The sequence below is a fragment of the Janthinobacterium pasteuri genome (genome assembly GCF_051380775.1).
Lineage (GTDB): Bacteria > Pseudomonadota > Gammaproteobacteria > Burkholderiales > Burkholderiaceae_D > Janthinobacterium.
Genome location: NZ_JBNYXS010000016.1, coordinates 1 through 25,613 on the forward strand (window position 1 = coordinate 1; position 25,613 = coordinate 25,613).

A 25,613-nucleotide genomic window follows, 5' to 3' on the forward strand; every position below is an offset into this window, starting at 1 on the left:
GCGCTGCAGTCCGTGCGCGTGGCCATGCCGGTGAGCATGGCTGCTGTTGCAGGCAGGACAGTGCAAGCGCTGCCGGGCCACGCTTTCGACGAGTGCCACGGCGGCGTCCTGCGGCGCGGCCCCGCGCAGCAGGGCGATGCTCGCCAGGCGCTGACGCTGGCTCAGTGCGGTGAACTGGGCGATGAAGGTTTTCCACTGGGCTGGCTGCATGGAAGACTCCCGTTTGTCTAATATCTACAGTCAGACAGCAGGGCCCCAGGAAAATTCTCGCAATTCCCCTACTTATCGGGGACAGAGCCTAAAAAAACCGGCGCAAGCCGGTTTTTTACGTGCGCATGCAACTTAGCGCATGACTTTTCTCGTGCCCACCACTTCCACCGTCACCCGGCGGTTCTTGGCGCGGCCGGCGGCACTCGTGTTGTCGGCCACGGGCTGCGTTTCTCCCTTGCCTTCCGTGTAGACGCGGCTCGTTTCCACGCCTTGCGCCACCAGGTAAGCCTTGACGGCTTCGGCGCGGCGCTGCGAGAGTTTCTGGTTGTAGGCGTTGGAACCGACGGCATCCGTATGACCGACCGTGACGATGACTTCCAGATCCATGCCCTTCAACTGGCCCAGCAATTGGTCCAGCGCTGCCTTGCCTTGCGGCTTGAGCGTGGATTGATCGAAATCAAACAGCGCTTCCGACGCAAACGATACTTTTTCCGCCACGGGTGCCGGTGCCGGGGCGGCCACGACGACGGGTGCCGGCATGGCGACGACAGGAGCGACTTCGGGCGCCGGTTGGTAGGCGGGCGTGGCGCTGGCCGGGCGGCCCAGCTTGTACACGAGGCTGACGGAATACAGGTCCGCATCGCCGCGGTTGCCGACGGCGTCGTTCAGGCGATAACGCTCGACTTCGCCGCGCAGGGCCAGCGCTTCGCTGAACTTGTATTCCAGGCCCAGGCCCAGCTTGGCGTTGAGCTTGCGCTCGCTGGCATGCGTATTCGTTGAGCCCAGCAGGCGGTTGCCGCTGAATTCCGTGTTGGTCTTGGTGTAATGCATGCCGACCCGGCCCAGCAAGGATAAACGTTGCGACAGCGGCAGCTGGCCCAGCAAGTCCAGGTTCACGCCGCGAAAACCCGCTTCGCCGTTGAGCACGCCATTGCCGCTGGTGGTGGAGCGGAAATCGAACTTGCCCAGGTCAAAGTAGCCGCCTTCCACCGCCAGGTATTGGTTAAGTTGCCGGCCGACAAACAATTTATAGCCGGTGTCGCGCTGGTCCTTGGTAAAACCGGTGACGCTTTCTCCGTTCGCGGACAGGCTGGCGCGCAGGCGCGGCTCGTCGATGGTGGCGCGCGACTGGCCCACGCCCGCACCGAGGTACCAGGCGCTGTTGGCCCAGTCCGGGTTGATGAAGGTGTTGTCCTGCGCCTGCGCCGCTTGCGCCGCCAGCATGGCGCCGGCCATCACGCTCAGGGCGCCCAGTGTGTGTGCAATAGTCATGGTCATGTCCCGATTATTTGGTGATCTGGTTGTTGCGCAGGGTCACGGCGGCAGCCGTCAGCACGCGGCCATTGAGCAGGGTCGTGTTGTCGCCCACCGTGATGGCAGCCGACTGGCCCAGGATATTGCCCTTGAAGACGCTGTTGGCGGCCAGGGTGGTGGGGCCGACAGGCAGCCAGCTGACGTTGTCGGCCGTGGCGCCATTGTTCAGGGCAACGATGGAGTTGACGGTCGAATCCAGGGTCAATGCCGTGCGGAAGATGTACACGCCGGGACCGTTCAGTGTCAGGGTGCCCGTGATGCTGATGGCGCCCGCATAGCAATACACGCCGGGGCCGAAGGTCTGGCCACCGAGGTCGATGCCGCCGGCAAAGCTGACATCGCAGGTCCGGCTATTGCCATCCGTGATCGCCGCTTGTAAATCTGTCATGGCGCCGGCCAGGATGGCGCCCGACTTGTAGTTGGTAAAGCCGGCCGCCTGGGTCGGATCCGTGGTTTGCGAAGGCGCACCGACGTCGCCCGTGATCAGGGTCGTGCCACCCGAATTATTCGTGATCGAGGTGCCTGCCAGCACGCCGAACGGTGCCGCGCGACCCAGAATGATCGGGTTCAGGACGGACGGGATGGCTACTGCCGTGACGGTCAACAGCGCGCTGCCCGACTGGCCGCCGGCCATGGCGGTGATGTTGCTGGTGCCGGTGGCGATGCCGGTGGCGACGCCTCTGCTCAGCACGCTGGCGTTGGCAACGGTGCCCGAGGTCCAGGTGGCGCCGCCCGTGATGATGGCGTTCGAGTTGTCCGAATACGTTGCGGTGGCAATGAATTGTTGCTGGGCACCGACAGCGATGCTGGCGGTGGCCGGCGTGACGGCGATGCTGATGATGGTGGCGGCAGGCACGGTGACGGTGGTGCTGGCCGTCTTGCCGTTGAAGCTGGCATTCATGACGCTGCTACCAAAGGCAGCGCCGGTGACCAGGCCGCCGCTGGCGACGGTGGCCGAGGCTGGCGTGGCGGAAACGAAGCTGCTGCCGCTCGTGACGTCGACTTTGCTGCCATCTGAAAACGTGGCAATGACGGCCAACTGGCGCGTCGCGGCGAGGGGCACGATGGGGTTTTGCGGCGTGAGGGCGATCGACAGCACGCTCGCTGGCATGACCGTCAGCATGGTGCTGGCGCTCTTGCCGCCGAATGCGGCAGTGATATTTGCGGTGCCGAGAGCAATGCCGGTACTCAAGCCCGTGGCGGCATTGACCGTGGCGCTGGCCGGCGTAGCGGTAGTCCAGCTTGCCTTGGCACTGACGTCTTGCGCGGAACCGTCACTATACGTGGCGATGGCCGTGAATTGCTGGCTGGCACCGATGGCGACCGTGGCCGAGGCGGGTGTAACAGCCAGGCTGGACAAGGTGGCAGCCGGCAAGCCGAGGATGGGATCGCGTCCCTGGTCGCCGCCGCCGCAACCGGCCAGAGCGGCCATGGCCAGCAAACCTGCCGCGACGAGCAGCGGGTTCAGATATCGTTTGAAGAGGTTCATGTGTTTCCTTTGTGCATGGCAGTCACTGCCGGGCATCCGCGGATGAGGTCATCCGGCAGAGCCATGCCGCCCGTCGCTACAGGGCGATGGCGTCACTGGCATGCACTATTTCATTTAGGAAACGGGAGGTATGTGCGCTGGCGCGCTTAGCTTCCCCGCATAGGGAAATACCTTGAAAGGAGAGGAATTCGGCCTGGAAAACAACAGTTATGGCGCAGGTGGACGTAAAAAAAGCCGGCGCAGGGCCGGCTTCGGTCGGGCAGGGCGTGCTCTGCTTATTCTTCGCGCACCCACGTCTGCGAGCGGCCAAACATCGGCACGCCGATATAGCCGCGCACTTGCAGCTTGGCGCCGCCTTCCGTCAGTTCGGCCTTGCTCTTGTAGGTCTTGCCATTGGCCGGGTCCGTGATTTCGCCGCCCGTCCATTCCTTGCCGTCATATTTCAAGCCGGACAGGATCACCAGGCCGATGATGGGCTGGTCCTTGTTGGCGCCCGTGCACTTGTCGCACTTGGGGTTTTGATCTTCATTCTGGGCGCGGAACAGCTTGTCGATCTTGCCTTGCAAGACGCCGTTGTTTTCCGTGATGACGACGAGCGATTTCGGCTTGCCGGTGGCGTCGTCGATGGTTTTCCACGTGCCCACGGGCGTGTGGTTATCGTCGCGCGCGGTAGCGCTGCCGGCGATGGCCAGGGCGGCCACCATGATGCTTGCTGTGACGCTTGCTTTGAATATGGTATGCATTGCTAGTCTCCAATGGTTTTTTTGATCGGGTCACGAACAGTTTATATACCAAGGCAAGACCAGCGGTACTGCGCGGCGTCACTGGGACGGCCGCGCAATCCTGCCAAACTTGCCTTATGCGCTGGCTAGTTTAGCAAACTGTTCGCGCAATTTTTCAATTGTGGCCGAAAAACTGAGCAAACGCTCGTTTTCTTGCGCAACGATGGCGGCCGGGGCGCGCGCGACAAAGCTTTCATTGCCTAATTTGCTATTCACTTTGGCAATTTCAGCTTCGATGCGGGCAATTTCCTTGCCCAGGCGCTCGCGTTCGGCTGCCACGTCGATTTCCACTTTCAGCATCAGCTTGGTGGTGCCGACGATGGCGACGGCTGCGGGCGAGTCCGGCAGCGCATCGACGATCTGCACTTCGGCCAGCTTGCCCAGCGACTGGATGTACGGCGCGTACGAGGCCAGTGCTGCTTTCTCGCTGGCATTGCCCGCTTCAACGATCAGCGGCACGCGCACGGAAGGCGAGATCTGCATTTCGCCGCGCAGGTTGCGCGTCGCGTCCGTCAAGGCTTTCAGCTGCTGCATCCATGCTTCCGCGCTTTCATCGATCTTGTCGGTGTTGGCGATCGGGTACGGCTGCATCATGATCGACGCGCCCTTGGGCTCGCCCTCGGCCTTCGGCAGCTTGCCGGCCAGCGGCGCAACGCTCTGCCACAGGGCTTCCGTAACGAACGGGATGATCGGATGGGCCAGGCGCAGCACCACTTCCAGCACGCGCAGCAAGGTGTGGCGGGTGGCGCGTTGCTGGCCTTCCGTGCCCTGTTGCACTTGGACTTTCGCCACTTCCAGGTACCAGTCGCAATACTCGTCCCAGACGAATTTGTAAATGGTGGCGGCGATGTTGTCGAAACGGAAGTCTTCGAAGCCCTTGGCCACGTCCAGTTCCGCCTTTTGCAACAGGGAAATAATCCACTTGTCCGCCTGCGACAAGTCGGCGTCATTCGGTGTGCAGTCTTTGCCTTCCGTATTCATCATGACGAAACGGGTGGCATTCCACATCTTGTTGCAGAAGTTGCGGTAGCCTTCGCAGCGGCCCAGGTCGAAATTGATGTTGCGGCCCAGGGACGCATAGCTGGCCATGGTGAAGCGCACGGCGTCCGTGCCGTAGGCCGAAATGCCTTCCGGGAATTCCTTGCGCGTTGCCTTGGTAATTTTTTCTGCGTCGCGCGGATTCATCAGGCCCGTGGTGCGCTTGACGATCAAGCCTTCCAGGTCGATGCCGTCGATCAGGTCGATCGGGTCCAGCGTGTTGCCCTTCGACTTGGACATTTTCTGTCCCGTCGAATCGCGCACCAGGCCGTGCACGTAGACGGTTTCAAACGGCACCTTGCCCGTGAAGTGCGCCGTCATCATGACCATGCGCGCGACCCAGAAGAAGATGATGTCGAAACCCGTCACCAGCACGGACGACGGCAGGAACGCCTTCATGTCCGGCGTTTCTTCAGGCCAACCCATGGTCGAAAACGGCACGAGAGCCGACGAGAACCACGTGTCGAGCACGTCGTCGTCGCGTTTCAACGGCCCCGTGCTGCCGGCGGCCAATGCCTTGGCTTGCGCCTCGGCTTCCGTCTTGGCAACGAAGATATTGCCCTTGTCGTCATACCAGGCGGGGATTTGATGGCCCCACCACAGCTGGCGCGAAATGCACCAATCCTGGATGTTGTTGAGCCACTGGTTGTAGGTGGTACTCCAGTTTTCCGGCACGAACTTGATTTCGCCATTGGCGACCTTGTCCAGTGCCGTTTCCGCGATCGACTTGCCTGGGAAGAAAGTGCCTTCCGGGGCCGGCTTGCTCATGGCGACAAACCATTGGTCCGTCAGCATCGGCTCGATGACGACGCCCGTGCGGTCGCCGCGCGGCACCATCAGTTTGTGCGGCTTGACTTGCTCGAGCAAGCCTTGCGCATCGAGGTCGGCGACGATCTGCTTGCGCGCGGCGAAGCGGTCCATGCCGCGGTAGGCTTCCGGTGCATCGTCGGTGATCTTCGCGTCCAGGGTCAAAATGACGATTTGCGCCAGTTTGTGGCGCTGGCCCACGGCGTAATCGTTCATGTCATGCGCTGGGGTAATCTTGACGCAGCCCGTGCCGAATTCCTTGTCGACGTATTCGTCGGCGATGATGGGGATTTCACGGTCGCTCAAAGGCAGTTTCAGCATCTTGCCCACCAGTGGCAGGTAGCGCTCGTCCGTCGGATCGACGGCCACGGCCACGTCGCCCAGCATGGTTTCAGGACGGGTGGTGGCTACCGTCAGGAAACCGCTGCCGTCGGCCAGCGGGTACTTGATGTACCACATGGAGCCGTCTTCTTCCTCGGACACCACTTCCAGGTCGGACACAGCCGTGCCCAGCACGGGGTCCCAGTTGACCAGACGCTTGCCGCGGTAGATCAGGCCTTGCTCGAACAGGCGCACGAAGACGTCGGTGACGACTTTCGAGCGTGGCTCGTCCATCGTGAAGTATTCGCGCTGCCAGTCGGCCGAAGCGCCCAGGCGGCGCATTTGCCCGGTGATGATGGAACCGGATTTTTCTTTCCATTCCCACACTTTTTCCACGAATTTCTCGCGGCCCAGGTCATGGCGCGAAATCTTTTGCGCGTCCAGCTGGCGTTGCACGACGATTTGCGTGGCGATGCCCGCGTGGTCGGTGCCGGGAATCCAGGCCGTGTTGTGGCCCAGCATGCGGTGGTAGCGCGTCAGGCCATCCATGATGGTCTGGTTGAACGCATGGCCCATGTGCAGGGTGCCGGTGACGTTCGGCGGCGGCAACTGGATGCTGAAGGAAGGTTTTCCCGCATCGAGGGTGGCGGTAAAGTAACCGCGCTGTTCCCACTCGGTGCGCCAGAATTGTTCAATGTCGGCGGGCTCGAAAGACTTGGCTAATTCCATGATTTGGCGTGTGATTGGCAAAAGGAACCATTATAGATGACGCGGCATCGCCCGCAGCGTGGCAACTGGCCTTTTTCAGTGTTTTGGCGGCTTTGCGGGCCGTTTTCCCGCAACAGAGCGGGGATAAACGCGCTGCAGATGTTATAATGCCGGCCTCGGCGCCTCCTGCCCCATCTTTGCGGACGGCGCCTGCAGACGCAGTTTTATCCGACTCCCGTCCGCGCCACAAGGCCAGCGCATCAGCGATGCCAGCCATTTCAGAGCGTCCCCTTCGGGCCGGGCGCCTGAGCCACGCGCACCGCCAGCGGTGCACCATTCACGGCGGAATCAAAGCGGCGCGTCCATTGCACGCCGCTGCCGTCACAGCTTAGCCAGGATATTTTGTCCGGCGCGTCGTCTTTTGATACGGCATCCCCCGCATGGCGCCTTGCCGCTTGTGGCCTTGCCGTGGCCGCCGCTTTCCTGGTTTCGCTTTTACAAGGAAATCATCATGAAAAAAATCGCCATCTTTGCCGGCCTTGCCACCACCCTGGGCGCCTTGCCTGCCGCTCACGCCCAGTCGTCCGTCACCCCGTCTTCCGTCACCCTGTATGGTTTGATGGATGCGGGCCTGGTGCAGGAAGGCGGCGTCAGCAAGCTCACCAGCGGTATCTCGGCCGGTTCGCGCCTGGGCTTGCGCGGCACGGAATCGCTGGGCAATGGCTGGCAAGCCGTGTTCACCCTGGAAGCCGGTGTCCTGAGCGACACGGGCCGCTCCGACCAGGCGGGCCAATTGTTCGGCCGCCAGGCTTTTGTCGGCATCGACAGCCCGCTGGGCATGCTGACCATGGGCCGCCAGTACACCCTGCAAAGCCAGGCGCTGACGGACGTGGCCGATCCGTTCGAGGGCGGCTTTGCCGGCGCGGCGACCAACCTGGCCGGCTATTCGGCCACGCGCATCGACAATACCGTACGCTACACCTCGCCCGAACTGCGCGGCGTCACCGCCACCGTCATGTATGGTTTTGGCGAACATACGGGTGTTGTGGCCGATCAACGTTCGCTGGGTCTGGCCCTCGGTTATGTCAACGGCCCCCTGACCCTGCGCCTGGCGCGCCAGAGCCGTGCCGGCGAGCCGGGCAAGGCCGACGTGAACAACACCATTTTGGCCGGTAACTACAACTTCGGCGTGGCCACCGCGTTTGCCGGCTATGGCCGCAACACGGGCGACGGCAGCACCATGTTCTTTGCGGAAAATCCGTATGGTGCGGCGCAGGCGCCAACCCGCTCAAGCGACAGCCGCGACGCCATCGTCGGCGTGTCCGTGCCGCTCGGCGCGACCACCTTGCTGGCCTCGTATGTGCGCAAGGATGACCGCGATGTGGCCAACCGCGATGCGCAGCAGGTGGCCATCGGCGCCACGTATGCCTTGTCCAAACGCAGCAAGGTGTATCTTGCCTACGCACACATCCGCAACCGCAACGACGCCGCCTACATGGTGGGCAATGCGACGGAAGTGGGTAGCGGCAACCGCGCCTTCAACGTCGGCCTGCGCCACGCGTTTTAAGCGGGCAGCATTTTTCTCTGCTGTAACAGTTCTTCGAAGGCGGGCGCGGCCAGCGGGCGGCTGAACAGGTAGCCCTGCATCTGGTCGCAGCCGTGCTGGCGCAGAAAGGCCAGTTGCTGGGCCGTTTCCACGCCTTCCGCGATCACTTTCAGGCGCAGGCTGTGCGCCAGCGAGATGATGGCGCGCACGATGGCCGCATCGTCGTCGCTGTGCGTGATGTCGCTGACGAAGGTTTGGTCGATTTTCAATACGTCGATGGGGAAGTGGCGCAGGTAGGCCAGGCTGGAATAGCCGGTGCCGAAGTCGTCGATGGACAGTTGCACGCCCAGCGCCTTCAGCTTGCTCATGATGGCCGTGGCTTGCTCCACGTTATGCATGACCATGCTTTCCGTCAATTCCAGTTCCAGATGGGCGGCGGCGAGGCCCGTCTCGGCCAGTGCCTGCGCCACCGCGTGCAGCAGATTTCTTTGCTTGAATTGCCGCGCCGACAGATTGACGGCGAGGCGCAGCGAACCGTGGCCGGCCAGTTGCCAGGCGCGCGTCTGGGCGCACGCCGTGTGCAGCACCCAGTCGCCGATGGCGATGATCAAGCCCATTTCCTCGGCCAGGCCGATGAAGCTGGCAGGCGGAATGCGCCCCAGTTGCGGATGTTGCCAGCGCAGCAGCGCTTCCATGCCCACCACCGTGCCGCTGGCCAAGTCCAGCTGGGGCTGGTATTCGAGGTGGAACTGCCCCCGCTCCAGGGCGTGGCGCAACTCGCTTTCCAGTCCCAGCCGCTCCAGAGTACCGGCATTCATGCTCGATGCATAGAATTGCCAGTGGCCCCGTCCCTGTTCCTTGGCGCGATACATGGCGATGTCGGCGTGCTTGATCAGTGTGTCGGCATTCTGGCCATCGTCGGGATACACGGCCACGCCCATGCAGCAGCTGAGAAAAAATTCATATTCACCCAGTTGCAGCGGCTGCGCCACGGCGTCCTGGATGCGCTGCAGGATGGCGGTGCCCGGTTCGCCACTGCCATGCTGGGGCAGCAGCAGCACGAATTCGTCGCCGCCCAGGCGCGCTACCGTGTCGACTTCGCGCGTGGCGTCGCGCAGGCGCTCGGCCACGTTTTTCAGCACAGTGTCGCCCGCATCGTGGCCCAGGGTATCGTTGACGAATTTAAAGCGGTCGAGGTCGATGAACACCACCCACAGGGGCAGGCCGCTGCGGCGCGTCACGGCCATCGCCAGTTCCAGCCGCTCGCGCAGCAGCAGGCGGTTGGCCAGGCCCGTCAGAATATCGTGCCGCGACTGGAATTCCAGCTCCTGTTCGAAGCGCATGACGGTGCTGATGTCGTATTGCGCTACGACAAAGTGGCTGACGGGGCCATCGCCATCTTCGCGCACGGGCGCGACGAACAGCTCGCTCCAGTAGCAGCTGCCATCCTTGCGGAAATTGCGCACGATGGCCTTGCCTTCGCGCTGTTCGCGCAGGGCCGCTGTAATCTCATGCGTGTCTTGGCGCCCTTGCTCGGGACCCTGCAAGTCTTCCAGGCGCTGGCCAATGACTTCGCCAGCCGCATAGCCGGTGATGCGCTCGAAGGCGGGATTGACGTATTCGATCAGGTAGCCCGGCGCGTCGGCGCTGCACAGGATGACGGCATTGGCCGACACTTCGATGATGCGTTCGCGCAAACGCAGCGACTTCTCAGTGTGCATGCGCGCAGCGATGTCTTCGGACAGGCGCAAATTGGCAAACTGCAGCGCCGCCGTGCGTTCGCCCGTGATGCGGGCAATCACCGAATTGCGCGACACGAGCTGAAACACATACGCCGTTGCCAGCAGGCTCGACAGCAGTCCGCCCAGCAGCACATACAGGGAGCCGCGATGGTTGGCGTCCAGGCGCATGCCGTTGGCAGGCAGCAGCGCGGCGCGCAGCGTGTGAGCGCTGGCGTGGTACTGCAGCAGCAGCCGGGTGCTTTCCGACTCGATCTGGCGCGCCGAGGCGTAGCACAGGGCCGTCAGGCACAGCCCGACCGCCAGCGTGATCAGGGCCGAGGTGGAAACGGAAATGGAGATGCGTCTGAAGAATGATTGCATGATGGCGTCCGGTAAGCAGCGCCGGCGCCGATCCGTGATCCGGCAGCCCTGGCAGTGACTGACTGTAGGGCGCGGGGCACGTGGCCGTCCGTTCGCTGCCGAACAGACGGCTATGCCGCCAAGAAATATAGTGGCTGCACTGTGCAGGCGCTGTGTTACGCTCCGGCATATGGCGGCCCTCGTTCGGACGTTTTTTATCTATCCCCTAGCTGACGACTGGAAACCAGGAAAACTGCCCATGTCGAGTCCGCATGCCCAGCTGCACAACCCGAATCAAAACCATTTGCTCGCCGCCATGCTCGACGCCGATTTCGCGCGCCTGGCCCCCCATCTGGAGCAAGTCTCCATGTTGCTCGGTGACGTGATCTACGATTCGGGCGACAAGCTGCAGCATGTGTATTTCCCCACCACCGCCATCGTTTCCATCCACTACCTGCTGGAAAACGGCGGCTCGTCGGAAATTGCCGGCGTGGGCAATGAAGGCGTGGTGGGCGTGTCGCTGTTTATGGGCGGCAACTCGACGCCGAGCCGCGCCGTCGTGCAGACGGGCGGCATCGGCTATCGCCTGAAGGCGCATTTGCTGATGGAAGAATTCGACCGCGCCGGTCCCGTCATGCGCTTGCTGCTGCGCTACACGCAAGCCCTGATCACGCAAATGTCGCAGACGGCCGTGTGCAACCGCCACCATACGGTGGAGCAGCAGCTGTGCCGCTGGCTGCTGCTGACCATGGACCGCCTGCCGAACCGCGAACTGACCATGACGCAGGAACTTATCGCCAACATGCTGGGCGTGCGCCGCGAAGGCGTGACGGAAGCGGCCGGGCGCTTGCAGCAGCGCGGCTTCATCAGTTACCGGCGCGGCCATATCTCCGTGCTGGACCGCGCCGGCCTCGAAGGCCACGTGTGCGAATGCTATGGCGTGGTCAAAAAGGAATTCGCTCGCCTGCTGTCGGACGTGCGCCAGCGCCAAGGTTCCTGATCACCGCATCCACTCTCTTATCGTTGTTACAGCCCAGGCTACCTCATGCAATCTGTTGAAAACATTCCTCCCCGCGCACCGTCGCGCTGGCCCATGGCGCTGGCGTTTTCATTCAGCGCCATCGTGCTGCTGGCTGTCGGCGTGCTGGCCTGGCGCGCGCCGTTCGAGACGGCGTGCGTCATCGATGCGCTGGTCTTCCTGCTGCTGATGCTGCTCGTGGCGCTGTACCGGCGCACGGCGTCGGCCAGCCTGCCGCGCCAGTTGCTCAAGGCGGGCGCCTTGCAGGATGCGATTTTCAATAGCGCCAATTTCTCGTGCATCGCCACCGATGCGCAGGGCGTGATCCAGATTTTCAATGTGGGCGCCGAACGCATGCTCGGCTATGCCGCCAGCGACGTGGTAGACAAGCTGACCCCGGCCGGTATTTCCGATGCGCAAGAAATCATCGCGCGCGCGGCCGCCCTCAGTGCCGAACTCGACACGGTCATCACGCCGGGTGTGGAAGCGCTGGTGTTCAAGGCCACGCGCGGCATCGAAGACATCTACGAATTGACGTATATCCGCAAGGATGGCAGCCGCTTCCCCGCCATGGTCTCCGTGACGGCCCTGCGCGACGTGCAGAGCAAGGTCATCGGTTACTTGCTGATCGGCACCGACAATACGGCCCGCAAGCAGGTCGAGGCGGAACAGGCGCTGCTGGACCAGCGCTTGCGCGAGCAGCAGTTCTATACGCGCTCGCTGATCGAATCGAATATCGACGCCCTGATGACGACGGACCCGCGCGGCATCATCAGCGACGTCAACCAGCAGATGGAAGCATTGACGGGCTGCACGCGCGACGAATTGATCGGCGCGCCGTGCAAGAATTACTTTACCGAGCCGGAGCGGGCCGAGGAAGCCATTGCGCGCGTGTTGCGAGACGGAAAATTGACCAATTACGAGCTGACAGCCCTGGCGCGCGACGGCAAGCAGACGGTGGTGTCGTACAACGCCTCGACTTTCCACGACCGCAAGCGCAAGCTGCAGGGCGTGTTTGCCGCCGCCCGCGACGTGACGGAACGCAAGCAGTTCGAACTAGCCTTGCAAGACACGAATATCGAAATGGAAAAGGCCCGCCAGGCGGCGGAAAAGGCGAACCTGGCGAAGTCCGAGTTTCTGTCGAGCATGAGCCATGAATTGCGCACGCCCCTGAATGCCGTGCTGGGCTTTGCCCAGCTGATGGCGTCCGAGACGCCGGCACCGAGCGTGCCGCAGCAGCGCTCGATCGACCAGATCCTCAAGGGCGGCTGGTATCTTTTGCGTTTGATCAATGAAATCCTCGACCTGGCCATGATCGAGTCGGGCAAGGTCACCATGTCGGAAGAGGCGATGTCCCTGCTCGACGTGCTGCAGGATTGCCAGGCGATGATTGCGCCGCAGGCGGAAAAGCGTGGCATCAGCATGCATTTCCCCCGCTGCGGCCAGGCCTTCTATGTACATGCCGACCGCACGCGCGTAAAGCAGGTGATGATCAATCTGCTGTCAAACGCCATCAAATACAACCAGAGCGGCGGCAGCGTGAAAGTCGATTGCCGCCAGCGCGGCGACAAAGTGCGCACCAGCGTCACCGACAGCGGCGCCGGCCTGAATGCCGAACAGATGAGTCAGCTGTTCCAGCCCTTCAACCGCCTGGGCCAGGAAAGCAGCACGGAAGAGGGCACGGGCATCGGCCTGGTCGTCACCAAGCAGTTGGTCGAACTGATGGGCGGTACCATCGGCGTCGATAGCACGGTGGGCCTGGGTACCACCTTCTGGGTGGAATTCAAGGCTTCGCGCGCGCCCGAACTGCATCTGGAGCCGGGCGAGGTCTTGCCTGTGGCGCAGGAAGATCAGGAAACCCAGCGCACCTTGCTGTACGTGGAAGACAATCCCGCCAACCTGGCACTGGTCGAGCAATTGATCGCCCGTCGCAGCGATTTGAAACTGCTGACGGCCGTCGATGCGCACCTGGGCATCGACCTGGCGCGCACGTATCAGCCGGACGTGATCTTGATGGATATCAACCTGCCCGGCATCAGCGGCTATGGCGCCCTGCACATCCTGCACGATGATCCGCTCACCAGCCACATCCCCGTCATGGCCCTGTCGGCCAACGCCGTGCCGCGCGACATCGAGAAAGGCCTGCAAGCGGGCTTCTTCCGCTACCTGACCAAGCCGATCAAAGTCGTCGAATTCATGGATGCGCTCGACGTGGCCCTGCACCATGCAGCCGCGCACGGCCTGGCCGACGACACTCACGCAGTACGCTAATTCAGCATTTATTTTTAGGAATACCGCCATGCTTCAAGCCACCGAGATCCTGAACGCCAGCATCCTCATCGTTGACGACCAGGAAGCCAACGTCATGCTGCTCGAACAGGTGCTGCGCAATGCCGGCTACACGCGCATCACGTCCACCATGGACCCGCAAGCCGTGCACGCGCTGCACCAGCAGCACCGCTACGACTTGATCCTGCTCGACTTGCAGATGCCGGAAATGGATGGCTTCGAAGTCATGGAAGGCTTGCGCGACATCGAGGCGGGCAGCTATCTGCCCGTGCTGGTAATCACTGCCCAGCCCGGCCACAAGCTGCGCGCGCTGCAAGCGGGCGCCAAGGACTTCGTCAGCAAGCCCTTCGACCTGGTGGAAGTCAAAACGCGCATCCACAACATGCTGGAAGTGCGTTTGCTGTACCAGAAGCTGGCCGAGTACAACAAGTCGCTGGAACAGATGGTGGAAGAGCGCACGGCGGAGTTGCGCGAAAGCGAAGCGCGCTTCCAGCGCTTCACGGAACTGTCGTCCGACTGGTACTGGGAACAGGATGCGCAGGGCAATCTGACGCGCTTTTCCGGCCCCGTGGCTGAAATGCTGGGCATCGGCAGCGAAGAAGAACCGCAACGCTGGAACGCCGCCGAGCGCGCTTTACTCGACGCCAAGATTGCCGCGCGTGAACCTTTCCTTGACTTCATCTACAGCCGCGCCAACCTCGATGGCAGCACGCAGTATCTGCAGGTCAGCGGCGAACCGATGTTCGACAATGGCAGCCGCTTCATCGGCTACCGCGGCATCGGCCTCGATGTCACGGAGCGTCATCGCAGTGCCTGATTTATACTTGCTGCCATCGATACTGACCAGGAAAAATCATGACTGACAAATCTCCCTCCTACTGGTTTCCCGCCAAGACCTATGGCTGGGGCTGGGGCTTGCCCATCACCTGGCAGGGCTGGCTGGTGTTCCTGGCCGCGCTGGTGCTGTTCGCCTGCGGCGCCTTCCTGTTTCCCCCGCAAACCATGCTGGTCGGCTACATCGTATATGAAGTGGCCATCGTTGCCGTGCTCATTTTCATCTGCCAGCTGAAGGGCGAACCGACCAGCTGGCGCTGGGGCAAGAAGAAGTAACACAGAAGCACAAAGACGATAGCTGCAAGAAATCATCTGGCCACGCGGCGTGAACCGCGTATAATTGGCTCGCTGCCGCAAGGCGGCAAACGCTAGGGGTCCTGCCTTTCGCTGTGGAAACACGGTGCAAGCGCGGGTGAGAAATACCCTCCGAACCTGATCTGGATAATGCCAGCGAAGGGAAGCTTTAGGATGAACGCACCTCGCCTTTCCGCGTGCGCAATTCCGAACCTCCTTAGCTGGCTCCAGGCTTAAAAATAGTCTAGCCAAGGAGCCAAAATGAACGCCAACCCGAAATTCCTCTCCGCCACCGCCATGGTCGACGAAGCCGCCATCGCGCCGCTGCCCAATTCGCGCAAGATTTACGTGCGAGGCAGCCGCCCCGATATCCGCGTGCCCATGCGCGAGATCAGCCAGTCAGACACGGAAGCGTCGTTCGGCGGCGAAAAGAATCCACCGATCTACGTGTACGACACGTCCGGCCCCTACACGGACCCGGACGTGAACATCGACATCCGCTCGGGCCTCGATACGCCGCGCCTGCCATGGATAGTCGAACGTGCCGACACGGAAGAATTGCCCGGCCCCACCTCCGACTACGGCATCGCCCGCCTGGCGGACCCGAAGCTGGCCGAACTGCGTTTCAATTTGCACCGCAAGCCGCGCCGCGCCAAGGCGGGCGCCAATGTGACACAGATGCACTATGCGCGGCGCGGCATCATCACGCCGGAAATGGAATTCGTCGCCATCCGCGAAAACATGCGTCGCGGAGAGTACTTGAAAGAGTTGCAAGCCTCCGGTCCCATGGGCGAACGCCTGGCCGAGCTGATGGGCCGCCAGCATCCGGGCCAGTCGTTCGGTGCCAGCATTCCTGCGGAAATCACGCCGGAATTCGTGCGCGAGGAAATCGCCCGCGGCCGCGCCATCATTCCCGCGAACATCAACCACCCGGAAGTCGAACCGATGATTATCGGTCGCAATTTCCTGGTGAAAATCAACGCCAACATCGGCAATTCCGCCGTCACCTCGTCTATAGGCGAGGAAGTGGAAAAGATGACCTGGGCCATCCGCTGGGGCGGCGACAATGTGATGGACTTGTCCACCGGCAAGCATATCCATGAAACGCGCGAATGGATCGTGCGCAACAGCCCCGTGCCCATCGGTACCGTACCTATTTACCAGGCGCTGGAAAAGGTCAATGGCAAGGCGGAAGACCTGACGTGGGAAATTTTCCGCGACACCCTGATCGAGCAGGCAGAGCAGGGCGTCGATTACTTCACCATCCACGCTGGCGTGCTGCTGCGCTACGTGCCGATGACGGCCAAGCGCCTGACGGGCATCGTTTCGCGCGGCGGCTCCATCATGGCGAAATGGTGTCTGGCGCACCACCAGGAATCGTTCCTGTACACGCATTTCGAAGACATCTGCGAAATCATGAAGGCATATGACGTGTCGTTCTCGCTGGGCGACGGCTTGCGCCCCGGCTCCATCTACGACGCTAACGATGAGGCGCAGCTGGGCGAACTGAAAACCCTGGGCGAACTGACGCAAGTAGCCTGGAAGCACGATGTGCAAGTGATGATCGAAGGCCCGGGCCACGTGCCCATGCAATTGATCAAGGAAAACATGGACTTGCAGCTGGAGCAGTGCGGCGAAGCGCCGTTCTATACGTTGGGGCCGTTGACCACCGACATCGCGCCTGGCTACGACCACATCACCTCGGGCATCGGCGCGGCCATGATCGGCTGGTATGGCACGGCCATGCTGTGCTACGTGACGCCGAAGGAACACCTGGGCCTGCCCAACAAGGCGGACGTCAAGGATGGCATCATCACTTACAAGATCGCGGCGCATGCGGCCGACCTGGCGAAAGGCCATCCGGGCGCGCAAATTCGCGACAATGCCCTGTCGAAAGCCCGCTTCGAATTCCGCTGGGACGACCAGTTCAACATCGGCCTCGACCCGGACAAGGCACGCGAATTCCACGATGAAACCCTGCCCAAGGATTCGGCCAAGGTGGCGCATTTCTGCTCCATGTGCGGCCCGCATTTCTGCTCGATGAAGATCACGCAGGAAGTGCGCGAATACGCGGCCGGCATGGGCATCGCGGAAGACAAGGCGCTCAAGCAGGGCATGGAAATCAAGGCCATCGAGTTCATCAAGAACGGCGCCGAGCTGTATCGCAAGGTCTGAAGGAGAGCGTGATGCCTGCATTGATATCCATCACGCTCAACGGCGCACCGCACCAGGTGCCGCCGGGGCAAACCCTGGATCAACTGATCGCCGCGCTGTCGCTGGAAAACCAGGCACTGGCGCTGGCCGTCAACCGCAACGTCGTGCCGCGCAAGGCGTGGCCGGGCAAGACCTTGCAAAGCCAGGACCAGGTAGAAATAGTGCGCGCCATCGGCGGCGGCTGAAAACGTCCAAGCAAACCTACTGCGCGTCGCGCTTTGCGGCCTGCGATGCTCACCGTGCTCAAGCACGGTTGCGCGTCTCGGCCACAAATCATCGCCGCTCGCTACGGTTTTCTTCGGACGTTTAAAAACTTAAGGAAAAGCACATGAATACCGCAACAAATAATGACTTGCTGACCATCGCAGGAAAACAGTACCAATCGCGCTTGCTGGTGGGCAGCGGCAAGTACAAGGATTTGCCGCAGACGCGTGAAGCGACGGACGCGGCCGAGGCGCAAATCATCACGGTGGCGATACGCCGCGTCAATATCGGGCAAGACCCGAACGCGCCCAGCCTGCTCGATTTCGTGCCGCCCGACCAGTACACGATTTTGCCGAACACGGCCGGCTGCTACAACGCGAAAGACGCCGTCTACACCTTGCAACTGGCGCGCGAGCTGCTGGGAGGCCGCAATCTGGTGAAACTGGAAGTGCTGGGCGATGAAAAGACCCTGTTTCCGCACATGCCGGAAACCCTGATCGCGGCCGAAGCGCTGGTCAAGGATGGCTTTGACGTGATGGTCTACTGCAGCGACGACCCCATCCAGGCGAAGATTCTGGAAGACATCGGCTGCGTGGCCGTCATGCCGCTGGCATCCCTGATCGGTTCGGGCATGGGCATCTTGAATCCGTGGAACTTGTCGCTGATCATCGACCAGGCGAAAGTGCCGGTGCTCGTCGATGCTGGCGTGGGCACGGCGTCGGATGCGGCCATTGCCATGGAGCTTGGCTGCGATGGCGTGCTGATGAACACGGCCATTGCCGGTGCGCGCGACCCCGTGCGCATGGCGCATGCGATGAAGCTGGCCGTGCGGGCCGGGCGTGTAGCGTTTCTGGCGGGACGCATGCCGCGTAAATTCGCCGCTTCGCCCTCGTCGCCGATGGCGGGCCGCCTGGCGTGACGATGCAACAGCGTCGTCCGGTTGTGCTGGTGTTTGCCGGCCTCGACCCGTCGGGCGGCGCCGGCCTGGCCGCCGATATTGTGGCGATTGCGGCGCAGGGCGCGCATGCCCTGCCCGTCATCACGGCGCTGACGGTGCAGGACAACGACCGCGTGTTTGCTGTCGAACCGGTGGCGCCGGACTTGCTGCGCCGCCAGGCGCAGGCGCTGATCGACAAGATGCTGATCAGCGCCGTGAAAATCGGCATCCCGGGCAGCGCCGCGAATGCGGCCGTCATTGCGCAACTGATCGCGCAATTGCGGCTGGCCCGCCCAAGCTTGCCCGTGGTGCTCGACCCCGTGCTGGCCAGCGGCCATGGCGACGTGCTCAGCACGGGTGATGCCGTGCTGGCGCTGGCGCCCTTGCTGGCGCTGACAACCGTGATCGTGCCGAACGGGCCGGAAGCGGCTGCCCTCGGTGGCGAAGAACACGTGCTTGCGCAAGGCTGCAAGCACGTGCTGGTGACGGGCGGGCATGGCGACGGTGAAGAAGTGCTCAACCGTTGGCTTGATGCCGGAGGCGGGGAGCAGGCATGGCGCTGGCCACGCCTGCCCGGCGCCTTCCACGGCAGCGGCTGCACTCTGGCCTCCGCCATCGCGGCACGGCTGGCATTGGGCCAGCCGCTGGCGGAAGCGCTGGCGCTGGCGCAAAGCTATTGCCATGCGGCCCTGGCCGGCGCATATGCGATTGCGCCAGGTCAGCTGATACCGCAACGATTCAATGACTAAGGAAAACATCATGCGTGGACTGTATCTGGTCACCCCCAACTGGGATGACACCGACCGCCTGCTCGACGTGAGCGAGCAAGCCTTGCAGGAAGGCGTGGCCCTGCTGCAATACCGCCACAAGAGTGCCGAGGCGGACCAGCGGCGCGAACAGGCGGGCGCCTTGCTGGTCCTGGCCCGCAAGTATGGCGTGCCTTTCATCATCAACGATTTTATCGAGCTGTGCGAAGAACTCGACGCCGATGGCGTGCACGTGGGTGGCACGGACGCCTCCGTCGCGCAGGTGCGTGCGCGCCTGGGCAAGGAGAAGATCGTCGGCGCTTCCTGCTATGGCGACATGGCCCTGGCACGCACGGCCGAGGCGGGCGGCGCCAGCTACGTGGCCTTCGGCGGTTTTTATCCTTCGCTGGTGAAAAAGTACCCGGTGAGCACGCCCCTCGATATCGTGCTGCAAGCCAAACGCGAGATCAGCTTGCCGTGCGTGGTGATCGGCGGCATGACGCCGGAAAACGCGGCACCGCTGGTGGCGCGCGGCACCGACATGGTGGCGGCCATCACTAGCGTCTATCAAGCGGACGATATAGATATTGCGGTGCAGCAATTCAATCAATTGTTTGCAGCATGAGCACGGGAATGGAAGGCTGATTTGGGTGAATAATCGGCATATAATAAGAGCATCAGTGCGACACGGTCGCAAAATCGTCGCTATGCGGCAATCATTAGAAGCAGGAGCGGGTTAGTATCCCTTTGAATTTAAAGGAAAATTCGCCCTAATTGATACAAACGTAATAGTCTGAGAAGCCGTAATTCCTAGTGTGGATACAAAGTGGGTTTTGTGTTCCAGTGGGTCAATTGTGTCTGCGAATCCAGTTCAACGGTTCGCTTACGTTGTTAAAATACGACAATAGAGTCCTTCCAAAGAAAAATGAGTCCTCTCATTCAGCATATCAAGCGGGTTGCAAAAGACGATGTTCGGACCTTCTTCGCGCCTTTCGTGGCGATGTATGGCTTTATCCGAAAAGAGTTGAAGCGGCCTCCAATACGGTAAGCTCGGACACTAACAGCAAGGTCTAACACCTCCGCTAGTATTTTAGTAGGTATCTCACTACTTACATCAATGAACTTCTAGAGCGACAAGCTCTTCGATATCTTGTCGTACCCAAATCTCCAAATACTTGGTGCTACGACCGGGCGCACGACCGCCCGTCACCTACTCGAACATGCGTCATCGGTAACGATGGGGTATGAAGCTTCGAAGACAATGTACCCCCAAAATTTCGGTGGCTAACCGCGTGAGCGTTTGGTCAGAGACTGCTAGCAGTAATGCGGTTTAGGGGCTAGGTGAGTGCTGCAAGAGTAATGTAATGTGAACCATCGTTTGAACCCTCGTAAATATTGATAGGCCAAAACTGCTGATAGGCCTAAACCAAAACGGTACGTGGTCGGATATCTCCGTTGATGTTGGGGATACGTCGTCATTTAAACCACCGGGGGAAAGATGGACTCTAAACAGCTAGTCGCGATGTAGCTGTCGCGTCGATATCGTTGGGAACGTGGTAAGCCCGATTTTCTGCCAAAAAATCAAAACAGCGAGAAATTGGCAAGTAAGCCGCAAGGCGAGCAGATGGGAAAGCGGGTATGGGAGGATGGAGAAAGCGAATGCCGGGTTTTAACGACTCGGATAGGGGTTCAGAATTTGCCCCAGCCTGAAAGGGCGCAGACTTCCATCTGGTGTAATAGTCGTTATAAAACAGTATTGTCTCCAAGTAGTCATTATTTTTCAATCACCCCGAAGGGATTCAGTTCACCCTTCGGGGAGAACTGCGCCTCTAGGGAAACTACCCGAGGTACAGCATGAAAGTAACCGTTAGTAGTCATACCGGTTCTGCGTCCTCGCATGCTCCGTCTGAATGGGCCGCCATCAACTGGCGGCTCGTTCAACGGAACGTGAGAGCCATGCAGTGTCGATTAACGAAGGCCGCACAGGAAGGTGACTGGCGCAGGGCAAAAGCTCTGCAAAGGTGGCTGACCCACTCGTTTAGCGCAAAAGCACTCGCAGTTAAACGGGTGACCGAAAATCAAGGTAAACGGACCGCAGGGGTGGATCAGCAATTATGGGATTCACCGCAGCAGAAATTTGCAGCAATTGCGAGATTGAAGAAGCAAGGCTACAGACCCTTGCCACTACGGAGGGTCTATATTCCCAAGTCAAATGGAACGATGCGCCCGTTGGGCATTCCAACCATGCGTGACAGGGCAATGCAAGCGCTTCATCTGCTAGCTCTTGATCCAATCTTGGAAACGTTGAGTGACCCGAATTCCTATGGGTTCAGGAAAAATCGTTCGACGGCCGACGCTATGTCGCAGATATTCCTCCAGACCTGCCGGAAAGTCTCGGCAACATGGGTATTGGACGCAGACATTGAGGGATTCTTCGATAATATCAATCACAACTGGATGATCGAGAATGTCCGCATGGACAAATCGATTTTAAAGAAGTGGTTGAAATCCGGAGTTGTTGACCGGCAGCAATTGATGGCAACCACAGCTGGAACACCACAGGGTGGCATTATCAGCCCTGCCCTTGCAAATTGGACACTGAACGGCCTCGAATCTGGACTTATGGCGCACCTTAGTGCGAAATTCGGAAAGACAAAGGCGGGAAGGCTAAAAGTCGGAGTAGTTCGATATGCGGACGATTTTGTCGTAACTGGCGCTTCGAAAGAACTGTTGGAGGACGAAATTAGGCCATGGATTGAAGGATTCCTCGCAGTCAGGGGTCTACGACTATCCGTAGCCAAGTCCAAGATCGTGCACATTGACGACGGCTTCGATTTCTTGGGGTGGAACTTCCGAAAATATTCCGGAAAACTGCTCATTAAGCCTAGTAAGAAGAACGTGAAAACGTTCTATGCCAAGCTTAGCAAGACGATCAGTGAAAACGTTGGGGCAAGGCAAGAGAATCTTATTCGACTGCTGAACCCCATGCTACGAGGTTGGGCGCAGTATCACAGCCCCGTGGTCGCGAAGGAGGCGTTTTCGGCAATGGAGTCGCTATTGTTCTGGCGGCTCCGTCGGTGGGCTGCACGCAGACATCCGATGAAAAGCAGTGATTGGATACGCCATAGGTACTGGCGCCCGATTGAGCTTAGAAGTCAGGTATTTGCAGCGGACGTTGTCACGAAAGAAGGCAGTAAGGGCGTATTGGAAATGTACTCTTTGCCGGGTACAGCCATCGTGCGTCACACGAAAATCAAAGGGGAGTACCATCCCTATGATCTGCAATGGGAAATGTATGGGGAAACCCTTCGCCAGGAACGTATGTTGAAAAACATGCAGTACCGGCGCGAGTGGGCGAGACTTTACCTTGACCAACGTGGCCTGTGCGCAATGTGTGGATACGAGATGGACATGGAAACCGGATGGCATGACCACCACATTGAATATCGGGTGGCAGGTGGCTCTGATGCCCTAGAAAATCGAGTACTATTGCACCCAAACTGCCATGCTCAAGTGCATAGCCAAAAACTAGAAGTTGTAAAGCCGGTTCCTGTATAGGAACTTTTATTATGCTTGAGCCGTGTGCGGTGAAAGTCGCACGCACGGTTCTTAGGGGGGAGAGTTTCCAGTAATGGGATTCTCCTACCCTACTCATTACCAAGGTCCCTTTAACCATGAGTCAGCCACCCGCCGCGAAACGCCTTATCCTGATCGTTGACGATGACCAACTCCTGTTGGAATTCCTCGGCGAAATCCTGCGCCATGCCGGCTATGAGACGGCCCTGGCCAATTCGGCCGAAGTGGCGCTGCAAATGGTCGCCCAGCGCGAGCCGGATCTGGCCTTGCTCGACATCCATATGCCGGGCATGTCCGGCCTGGAGCTGGCCAAGCGCCTGCATGGCGAGACGGGCGTGCCATTCATGTTCCTGTCGGGCAGCGGCGACAGCGAATCGGGCAAGCAGGCGGCCGCTTACGGCGCCGTCGGCTACGTGGTGAAACCTGTCGATGAAGGCCGCTTGATGCCCGCCTTCGAAGCGGGCCTGGCGCGCGCCGATGAAATCCGCCAGCTGCGTCGCACCGAGCTGAACCTGAATGCGGCGCTGGCCGCCGGCCGCGAAACCAGCCTGGCCGTCGGCTTGCTAATGGGCAAGTTCCAGACGGACCGCAACACGGCTTTCGAAGTGCTGCGCGACCACGCCCGCTCCAGCCGCCGCAAGATCAATGAAATCGCCAGCCAGCTGCTGCTGGCAGAGGAAACCCTGAACGGCTTGCACGGCGCATTCCTCAACCGCGCGAAAGCCAAGTAAGCGTTTCAACCATACACAGGACACACATGAAAACCAAAGCAGCGATTGCATGGAAGGCGGGCGCGCCTTTGACCATCGAAGAAGTCGACCTGGCGGGCCCGCGCGAGGGCGAGGTACTGGTCGAAATCAAGGCCACGGGCATTTGCCACACCGATTACTACACCCTGTCGGGCGCCGACCCGGAAGGCATCTTCCCGTCCATCCTCGGCCATGAAGGCGCCGGCATCGTCGTTGACGTGGGTCCGGGCGTGAAAAGCCTGAAAAAGGATGACCACGTCATCCCCCTGTACACGCCGGAATGCCGCCAGTGCAAGTTCTGCCTGTCGCAAAAAACCAATCTGTGCCAGTCGATCCGCTCGACTCAGGGACGTGGCCTGATGCCGGACGCGACCTCGCGCTTTTCCATCGACGGCAAACCCATCTTCCACTACATGGGCACGTCCACCTTCTCGAACTACATCGTCGTGCCGGAAATTGCGCTGGCGAAGATCCGCGAAGACGCGCCTTTCGATAAAGTCTGCTACATCGGTTGCGGCGTGACGACGGGCGTGGGCGCCGTGCTGTTTACGGCCAAGGTGGAGGCGGGCGCCAACGTGGTGGTGTTCGGCCTGGGCGGCATCGGTTTGAACGTCATCCAGGCAGCCAAGATGGTCGGCGCCGATAAAATCATCGGCGTGGATATCAACCCGGCGCGCCAGGCCATCGCGCGCAAGTTCGGCATGACGCATTTCGTCAACGCCAACGAAGTGGAAAACGTGGTCGACACCATCGTGCAGCTGACGGACGGCGGCGCCGACTACAGTTTTGAATGTATCGGCAATACCACCACCATGCGCCAGTCGCTTGAATGTTGCCACAAGGGCTGGGGCCAGTCCATCATCATCGGCGTGGCTGCTGCCGGCCAGGAAATCTCCACGCGTCCATTCCAGCTGGTGACGGGGCGCGTATGGAAGGGTTCCGCTTTCGGCGGCGCACGCGGACGCACGGACGTGCCGAAGATCGTCGACTGGTATATGGAAGGCAAGCTCAATATCGATGATTTGATCACGCATCGTTTGAAACTGGACGATATCAACCAGGGTTTCGACTTGATGAAGAGCGGCGAATCGATCCGCTCCGTCGTGTTGTACTGATAAACATACGCCGTACCACGGCGTTTTTGCGGAGGCTGCGGCCTCCGTTTTTTTCGTCCGTGCTTTGCCATTCATCGCGCAAGCTTGCCGTCCAGACCAGCCTTTGTGCCGCCCGTCGCACCGCGCTGGAGACGTGATTCATCCGCCGTTAAAGTCAACGTGCCACTACTTTTGCGACGAGGCAGCCATGTCCACTTCCTATCGTTTGATCCTCAGCCTGGCCGGTATCGTGCTTGGCGGCAGTGCGCTGGCCGTGCAGCCGCCCGAGCCGCCCGCACCGCCGGCCGCACCGGCCGCACCGCCGGCCGCACCGGCCGCACCCAGCAAGAAAATTACTATCTCCATGGGCAGCGGCGATGGCTATGCGCTCGTCGACAGCAGCGACGATAGCGTCACCATGGCAGGCACCGATGTCGATGGCCAGCAGATTAAACAGCTGCAGCGTTCGCTCAAGGGGCATTTCCTGTGGTTCCGTGAGCAGGGAAAGGGCTATGTGACGCAGGATGCTGCGCTGCTGGCCCGCGTGCGCGACGCCTGGAAGCCGTCGCAGCAGCTGGGCTTGCAGATGAGCGGTCTGGGCAAGCAGATGAGCGAGCATGGCAAGGCGATGGGCGAACTGGGCAGCAAGATGGGCGCCCATGGCGCAGCGCAGGCGAATGGCGGTACGCGCGATGCGCAGCAGCTGCAAACGCTGGGCCGCCAGCAGCAGGAACTGGGCCGCAAGATGGGCGAGGCGGCGCGCCGCCAGGCGCAAGCGGGCACGGAGACAGCGCGTCGTGCGGCAGGGCGCGAGGTGGAGCGCCTGCAGCAGCAGATGGAGGATGCGCAGGATGCCATGGAAGAGGTCAACGATCGCATTGCCACCAAGCAAGAGGTCGAAGCGGACAAGGTGGATGCGCTGTCGCGTCAGATGGATCAGCGCGGCAAGCCGATGGAAACCCTGGGCAAACAAATGGAAGCGCTGGGACGCCAGCAGGAAAAGGCATCGAAAGCAGCCGACAAGACCACGCGCCAGGTGATTGCCCAGGCGTTCAGCGAAGGCAAGGCCAGGCCGGTGCGCTAGGCAAGATTCCAGGCGGCGGCCACGGCGCGGTATTGCGCCGGCAACCGCTCCCTGGCCTCGTCCACGCTGGCATGCACGGCATCCTGCCGCGTTTCCCAGTGTACATCGCAGCTGAAGCGATAAACACGCGCCTCGTCTGCGTAGCGGCACACGGCCAGGCCGTGGATGGCGATGGGGGCGGCGCCATGCTCATCGGTGACGTGGCCGAACGGCAAGTCGGACCAGGCCCAGGCCAGTACGCGGGCGCCGTCGAGGTGAGTGGGGGGTGTCATGGGATA

At 60.9% G+C, this 25,613-nt stretch carries 20 protein-coding genes, 1 pseudogene and 1 riboswitch; of the genes and pseudogenes, 14 read left to right on the forward strand and 7 right to left on the reverse strand.

The annotated features are described in order from the left end of the window. The 5 genes and pseudogenes from ACQ4WN_RS16510 to ACQ4WN_RS16530 form a co-directional block, all read right to left on the reverse strand. A pseudogene (locus ACQ4WN_RS16510) lies at positions 1 to 210 on the reverse strand (IS1595 family transposase); the annotation flags it as partial. 132 nt (positions 211 to 342) lie between these two features. Continuing rightward, positions 343 to 1,482: an OmpA family protein gene (locus ACQ4WN_RS16515; RefSeq protein ID WP_436552525.1), complete on the reverse strand. Its 1,140-nt coding sequence runs from the start codon at positions 1,480 to 1,482 to the stop codon at positions 343 to 345. A 13-nt stretch (positions 1,483 to 1,495) separates the two neighbouring features. Then, positions 1,496 to 3,013: an ice-binding family protein gene (locus ACQ4WN_RS16520; RefSeq protein WP_436552526.1), complete on the reverse strand. Its 1,518-nt coding sequence runs from the start codon at positions 3,011 to 3,013 to the stop codon at positions 1,496 to 1,498. A 275-nt stretch (positions 3,014 to 3,288) separates the two neighbouring features. Then, positions 3,289 to 3,756, reverse strand: a complete 468-nt coding sequence (locus ACQ4WN_RS16525) for a DUF2147 domain-containing protein (protein ID WP_436552527.1) — start codon at positions 3,754 to 3,756, stop codon at positions 3,289 to 3,291. A gap of 114 nt (positions 3,757 to 3,870) precedes the next feature. Beyond that, the gene (locus tag ACQ4WN_RS16530; RefSeq protein WP_436552528.1) at positions 3,871 to 6,690 is read right to left on the reverse strand and encodes a valine--tRNA ligase; all 2,820 of its coding nucleotides are present in this window, start codon (positions 6,688 to 6,690) and stop codon (positions 3,871 to 3,873) included. A 490-nt stretch (positions 6,691 to 7,180) separates the two neighbouring features. On the opposite strand from ACQ4WN_RS16530, the gene ACQ4WN_RS16535 reads away from it, so the two are divergent. Next, positions 7,181 to 8,236, forward strand: coding sequence for a porin (locus ACQ4WN_RS16535; RefSeq protein WP_436552529.1), 1,056 nt, complete (start codon positions 7,181 to 7,183; stop codon positions 8,234 to 8,236). Here ACQ4WN_RS16535 and ACQ4WN_RS16540 read toward each other — a convergent pair. Then, positions 8,233 to 10,317: a putative bifunctional diguanylate cyclase/phosphodiesterase gene (locus tag ACQ4WN_RS16540; protein ID WP_436552530.1), complete on the reverse strand. Its 2,085-nt coding sequence runs from the start codon at positions 10,315 to 10,317 to the stop codon at positions 8,233 to 8,235. The genes ACQ4WN_RS16535 and ACQ4WN_RS16540 overlap by 4 nt on opposite strands. A gap of 238 nt (positions 10,318 to 10,555) precedes the next feature. On the opposite strand from ACQ4WN_RS16540, the gene ACQ4WN_RS16545 reads away from it, so the two are divergent. The 13 genes from ACQ4WN_RS16545 (at position 10,556) to ACQ4WN_RS16605 (ending at position 25,335) form a co-directional block, all read left to right on the forward strand. After that, positions 10,556 to 11,296, forward strand: coding sequence for a Crp/Fnr family transcriptional regulator (locus ACQ4WN_RS16545; RefSeq protein ID WP_436552531.1), 741 nt, complete (start codon positions 10,556 to 10,558; stop codon positions 11,294 to 11,296). 45 nt (positions 11,297 to 11,341) lie between these two features. Beyond that, on the forward strand, positions 11,342 to 13,585 hold the full coding sequence (locus tag ACQ4WN_RS16550; protein ID WP_436552532.1) for a PAS domain S-box protein: 2,244 nt from the start codon (positions 11,342 to 11,344) through the stop codon (positions 13,583 to 13,585). A 28-nt stretch (positions 13,586 to 13,613) separates the two neighbouring features. Further along, the gene (locus ACQ4WN_RS16555; protein ID WP_096233817.1) at positions 13,614 to 14,420 is read left to right on the forward strand and encodes a response regulator; all 807 of its coding nucleotides are present in this window, start codon (positions 13,614 to 13,616) and stop codon (positions 14,418 to 14,420) included. A 38-nt stretch (positions 14,421 to 14,458) separates the two neighbouring features. Beyond that, positions 14,459 to 14,713 carry a hypothetical protein gene (locus ACQ4WN_RS16560; protein ID WP_436552533.1) on the forward strand — a complete coding sequence of 85 codons (255 nt, stop codon included), beginning with the start codon at positions 14,459 to 14,461 and terminating at the stop codon, positions 14,711 to 14,713. An 84-nt stretch (positions 14,714 to 14,797) separates the two neighbouring features. After that, a riboswitch (TPP riboswitch) is annotated at positions 14,798 to 14,913 on the forward strand. A 79-nt stretch (positions 14,914 to 14,992) separates the two neighbouring features. Continuing rightward, on the forward strand, positions 14,993 to 16,906 hold the full coding sequence (gene thiC, locus ACQ4WN_RS16565; protein WP_436552534.1) for a phosphomethylpyrimidine synthase ThiC: 1,914 nt from the start codon (positions 14,993 to 14,995) through the stop codon (positions 16,904 to 16,906). 20 nt (positions 16,907 to 16,926) lie between these two features. Beyond that, on the forward strand, positions 16,927 to 17,130 hold the full coding sequence (gene thiS, locus ACQ4WN_RS16570; RefSeq protein ID WP_096238285.1) for a sulfur carrier protein ThiS: 204 nt from the start codon (positions 16,927 to 16,929) through the stop codon (positions 17,128 to 17,130). Between the two features lie 143 nt (positions 17,131 to 17,273). Further along, positions 17,274 to 18,068, forward strand: a complete 795-nt coding sequence (locus ACQ4WN_RS16575; RefSeq protein ID WP_436552535.1) for a thiazole synthase — start codon at positions 17,274 to 17,276, stop codon at positions 18,066 to 18,068. Between the two features lie 2 nt (positions 18,069 to 18,070). Next, entirely contained in the window at positions 18,071 to 18,835 is a 765-nt protein-coding gene (gene thiD, locus ACQ4WN_RS16580; protein WP_436552536.1) for a bifunctional hydroxymethylpyrimidine kinase/phosphomethylpyrimidine kinase, read from the forward strand. Positions 18,836 to 18,845: 10 nt separating this feature from the next. Further along, positions 18,846 to 19,457: a thiamine phosphate synthase gene (gene thiE, locus ACQ4WN_RS16585; RefSeq protein WP_436552537.1), complete on the forward strand. Its 612-nt coding sequence runs from the start codon at positions 18,846 to 18,848 to the stop codon at positions 19,455 to 19,457. A 1,229-nt stretch (positions 19,458 to 20,686) separates the two neighbouring features. Further along, entirely contained in the window at positions 20,687 to 22,390 is a 1,704-nt protein-coding gene (ltrA, locus tag ACQ4WN_RS16590) for a group II intron reverse transcriptase/maturase (RefSeq protein ID WP_436552538.1), read from the forward strand. Positions 22,391 to 22,506: 116 nt separating this feature from the next. Continuing rightward, on the forward strand, positions 22,507 to 23,139 hold the full coding sequence (locus ACQ4WN_RS16595; RefSeq protein WP_436552539.1) for an ANTAR domain-containing response regulator: 633 nt from the start codon (positions 22,507 to 22,509) through the stop codon (positions 23,137 to 23,139). 26 nt (positions 23,140 to 23,165) lie between these two features. Further along, positions 23,166 to 24,272, forward strand: coding sequence for an S-(hydroxymethyl)glutathione dehydrogenase/class III alcohol dehydrogenase (locus ACQ4WN_RS16600; RefSeq protein ID WP_034749160.1), 1,107 nt, complete (start codon positions 23,166 to 23,168; stop codon positions 24,270 to 24,272). 187 nt (positions 24,273 to 24,459) lie between these two features. After that, positions 24,460 to 25,335, forward strand: a complete 876-nt coding sequence (locus ACQ4WN_RS16605) for a hypothetical protein (RefSeq protein ID WP_436552540.1) — start codon at positions 24,460 to 24,462, stop codon at positions 25,333 to 25,335. Here the strand turns inward: ACQ4WN_RS16605 and ACQ4WN_RS16610 are convergent. Then, positions 25,332 to 25,607, reverse strand: coding sequence for a hypothetical protein (locus ACQ4WN_RS16610; RefSeq protein WP_436552541.1), 276 nt, complete (start codon positions 25,605 to 25,607; stop codon positions 25,332 to 25,334). The two genes, ACQ4WN_RS16605 and ACQ4WN_RS16610, sit on opposite strands and share 4 nt — an antisense overlap. Positions 25,608 to 25,613: the final 6 nt, after the last annotated feature.

Excerpts from the sequence above, each read along its gene's own strand:
- ACQ4WN_RS16520 (WP_436552526.1), bottom strand. The coding sequence starts at position 3,013 with ATGAACCTCTTCAAACGATATCTGAACCCGCTGCTCGTCGCGGCAGGT.
- thiD (WP_436552536.1), top strand. The coding sequence starts at position 18,071 with ATGCAACAGCGTCGTCCGGTTGTGCTGGTGTTTGCCGGCCTCGACCCG.
- ACQ4WN_RS16555 (WP_096233817.1), top strand. The coding sequence starts at position 13,614 with ATGCTTCAAGCCACCGAGATCCTGAACGCCAGCATCCTCATCGTTGAC.
- ltrA (WP_436552538.1), top strand. The coding sequence starts at position 20,687 with ATGAAAGTAACCGTTAGTAGTCATACCGGTTCTGCGTCCTCGCATGCT.
- ACQ4WN_RS16550 (WP_436552532.1), top strand. The coding sequence starts at position 11,342 with ATGCAATCTGTTGAAAACATTCCTCCCCGCGCACCGTCGCGCTGGCCC.
- ACQ4WN_RS16575 (WP_436552535.1), top strand. The coding sequence starts at position 17,274 with ATGAATACCGCAACAAATAATGACTTGCTGACCATCGCAGGAAAACAG.
- ACQ4WN_RS16525 (WP_436552527.1), bottom strand. The coding sequence starts at position 3,756 with ATGCATACCATATTCAAAGCAAGCGTCACAGCAAGCATCATGGTGGCC.
- ACQ4WN_RS16600 (WP_034749160.1), top strand. The coding sequence starts at position 23,166 with ATGAAAACCAAAGCAGCGATTGCATGGAAGGCGGGCGCGCCTTTGACC.
- ACQ4WN_RS16605 (WP_436552540.1), top strand. The coding sequence starts at position 24,460 with ATGTCCACTTCCTATCGTTTGATCCTCAGCCTGGCCGGTATCGTGCTT.
- ACQ4WN_RS16530 (WP_436552528.1), bottom strand. The coding sequence starts at position 6,690 with ATGGAATTAGCCAAGTCTTTCGAGCCCGCCGACATTGAACAATTCTGG.
- ACQ4WN_RS16560 (WP_436552533.1), top strand. The coding sequence starts at position 14,459 with ATGACTGACAAATCTCCCTCCTACTGGTTTCCCGCCAAGACCTATGGC.
- thiC (WP_436552534.1), top strand. The coding sequence starts at position 14,993 with ATGAACGCCAACCCGAAATTCCTCTCCGCCACCGCCATGGTCGACGAA.
- ACQ4WN_RS16610 (WP_436552541.1), bottom strand. The coding sequence starts at position 25,607 with ATGACACCCCCCACTCACCTCGACGGCGCCCGCGTACTGGCCTGGGCC.
- ACQ4WN_RS16535 (WP_436552529.1), top strand. The coding sequence starts at position 7,181 with ATGAAAAAAATCGCCATCTTTGCCGGCCTTGCCACCACCCTGGGCGCC.
- ACQ4WN_RS16540 (WP_436552530.1), bottom strand. The coding sequence starts at position 10,317 with ATGCAATCATTCTTCAGACGCATCTCCATTTCCGTTTCCACCTCGGCC.
- thiE (WP_436552537.1), top strand. The coding sequence starts at position 18,846 with ATGCGTGGACTGTATCTGGTCACCCCCAACTGGGATGACACCGACCGC.
- ACQ4WN_RS16515 (WP_436552525.1), bottom strand. The coding sequence starts at position 1,482 with ATGACTATTGCACACACACTGGGCGCCCTGAGCGTGATGGCCGGCGCC.
- ACQ4WN_RS16595 (WP_436552539.1), top strand. The coding sequence starts at position 22,507 with ATGAGTCAGCCACCCGCCGCGAAACGCCTTATCCTGATCGTTGACGAT.
- ACQ4WN_RS16545 (WP_436552531.1), top strand. The coding sequence starts at position 10,556 with ATGTCGAGTCCGCATGCCCAGCTGCACAACCCGAATCAAAACCATTTG.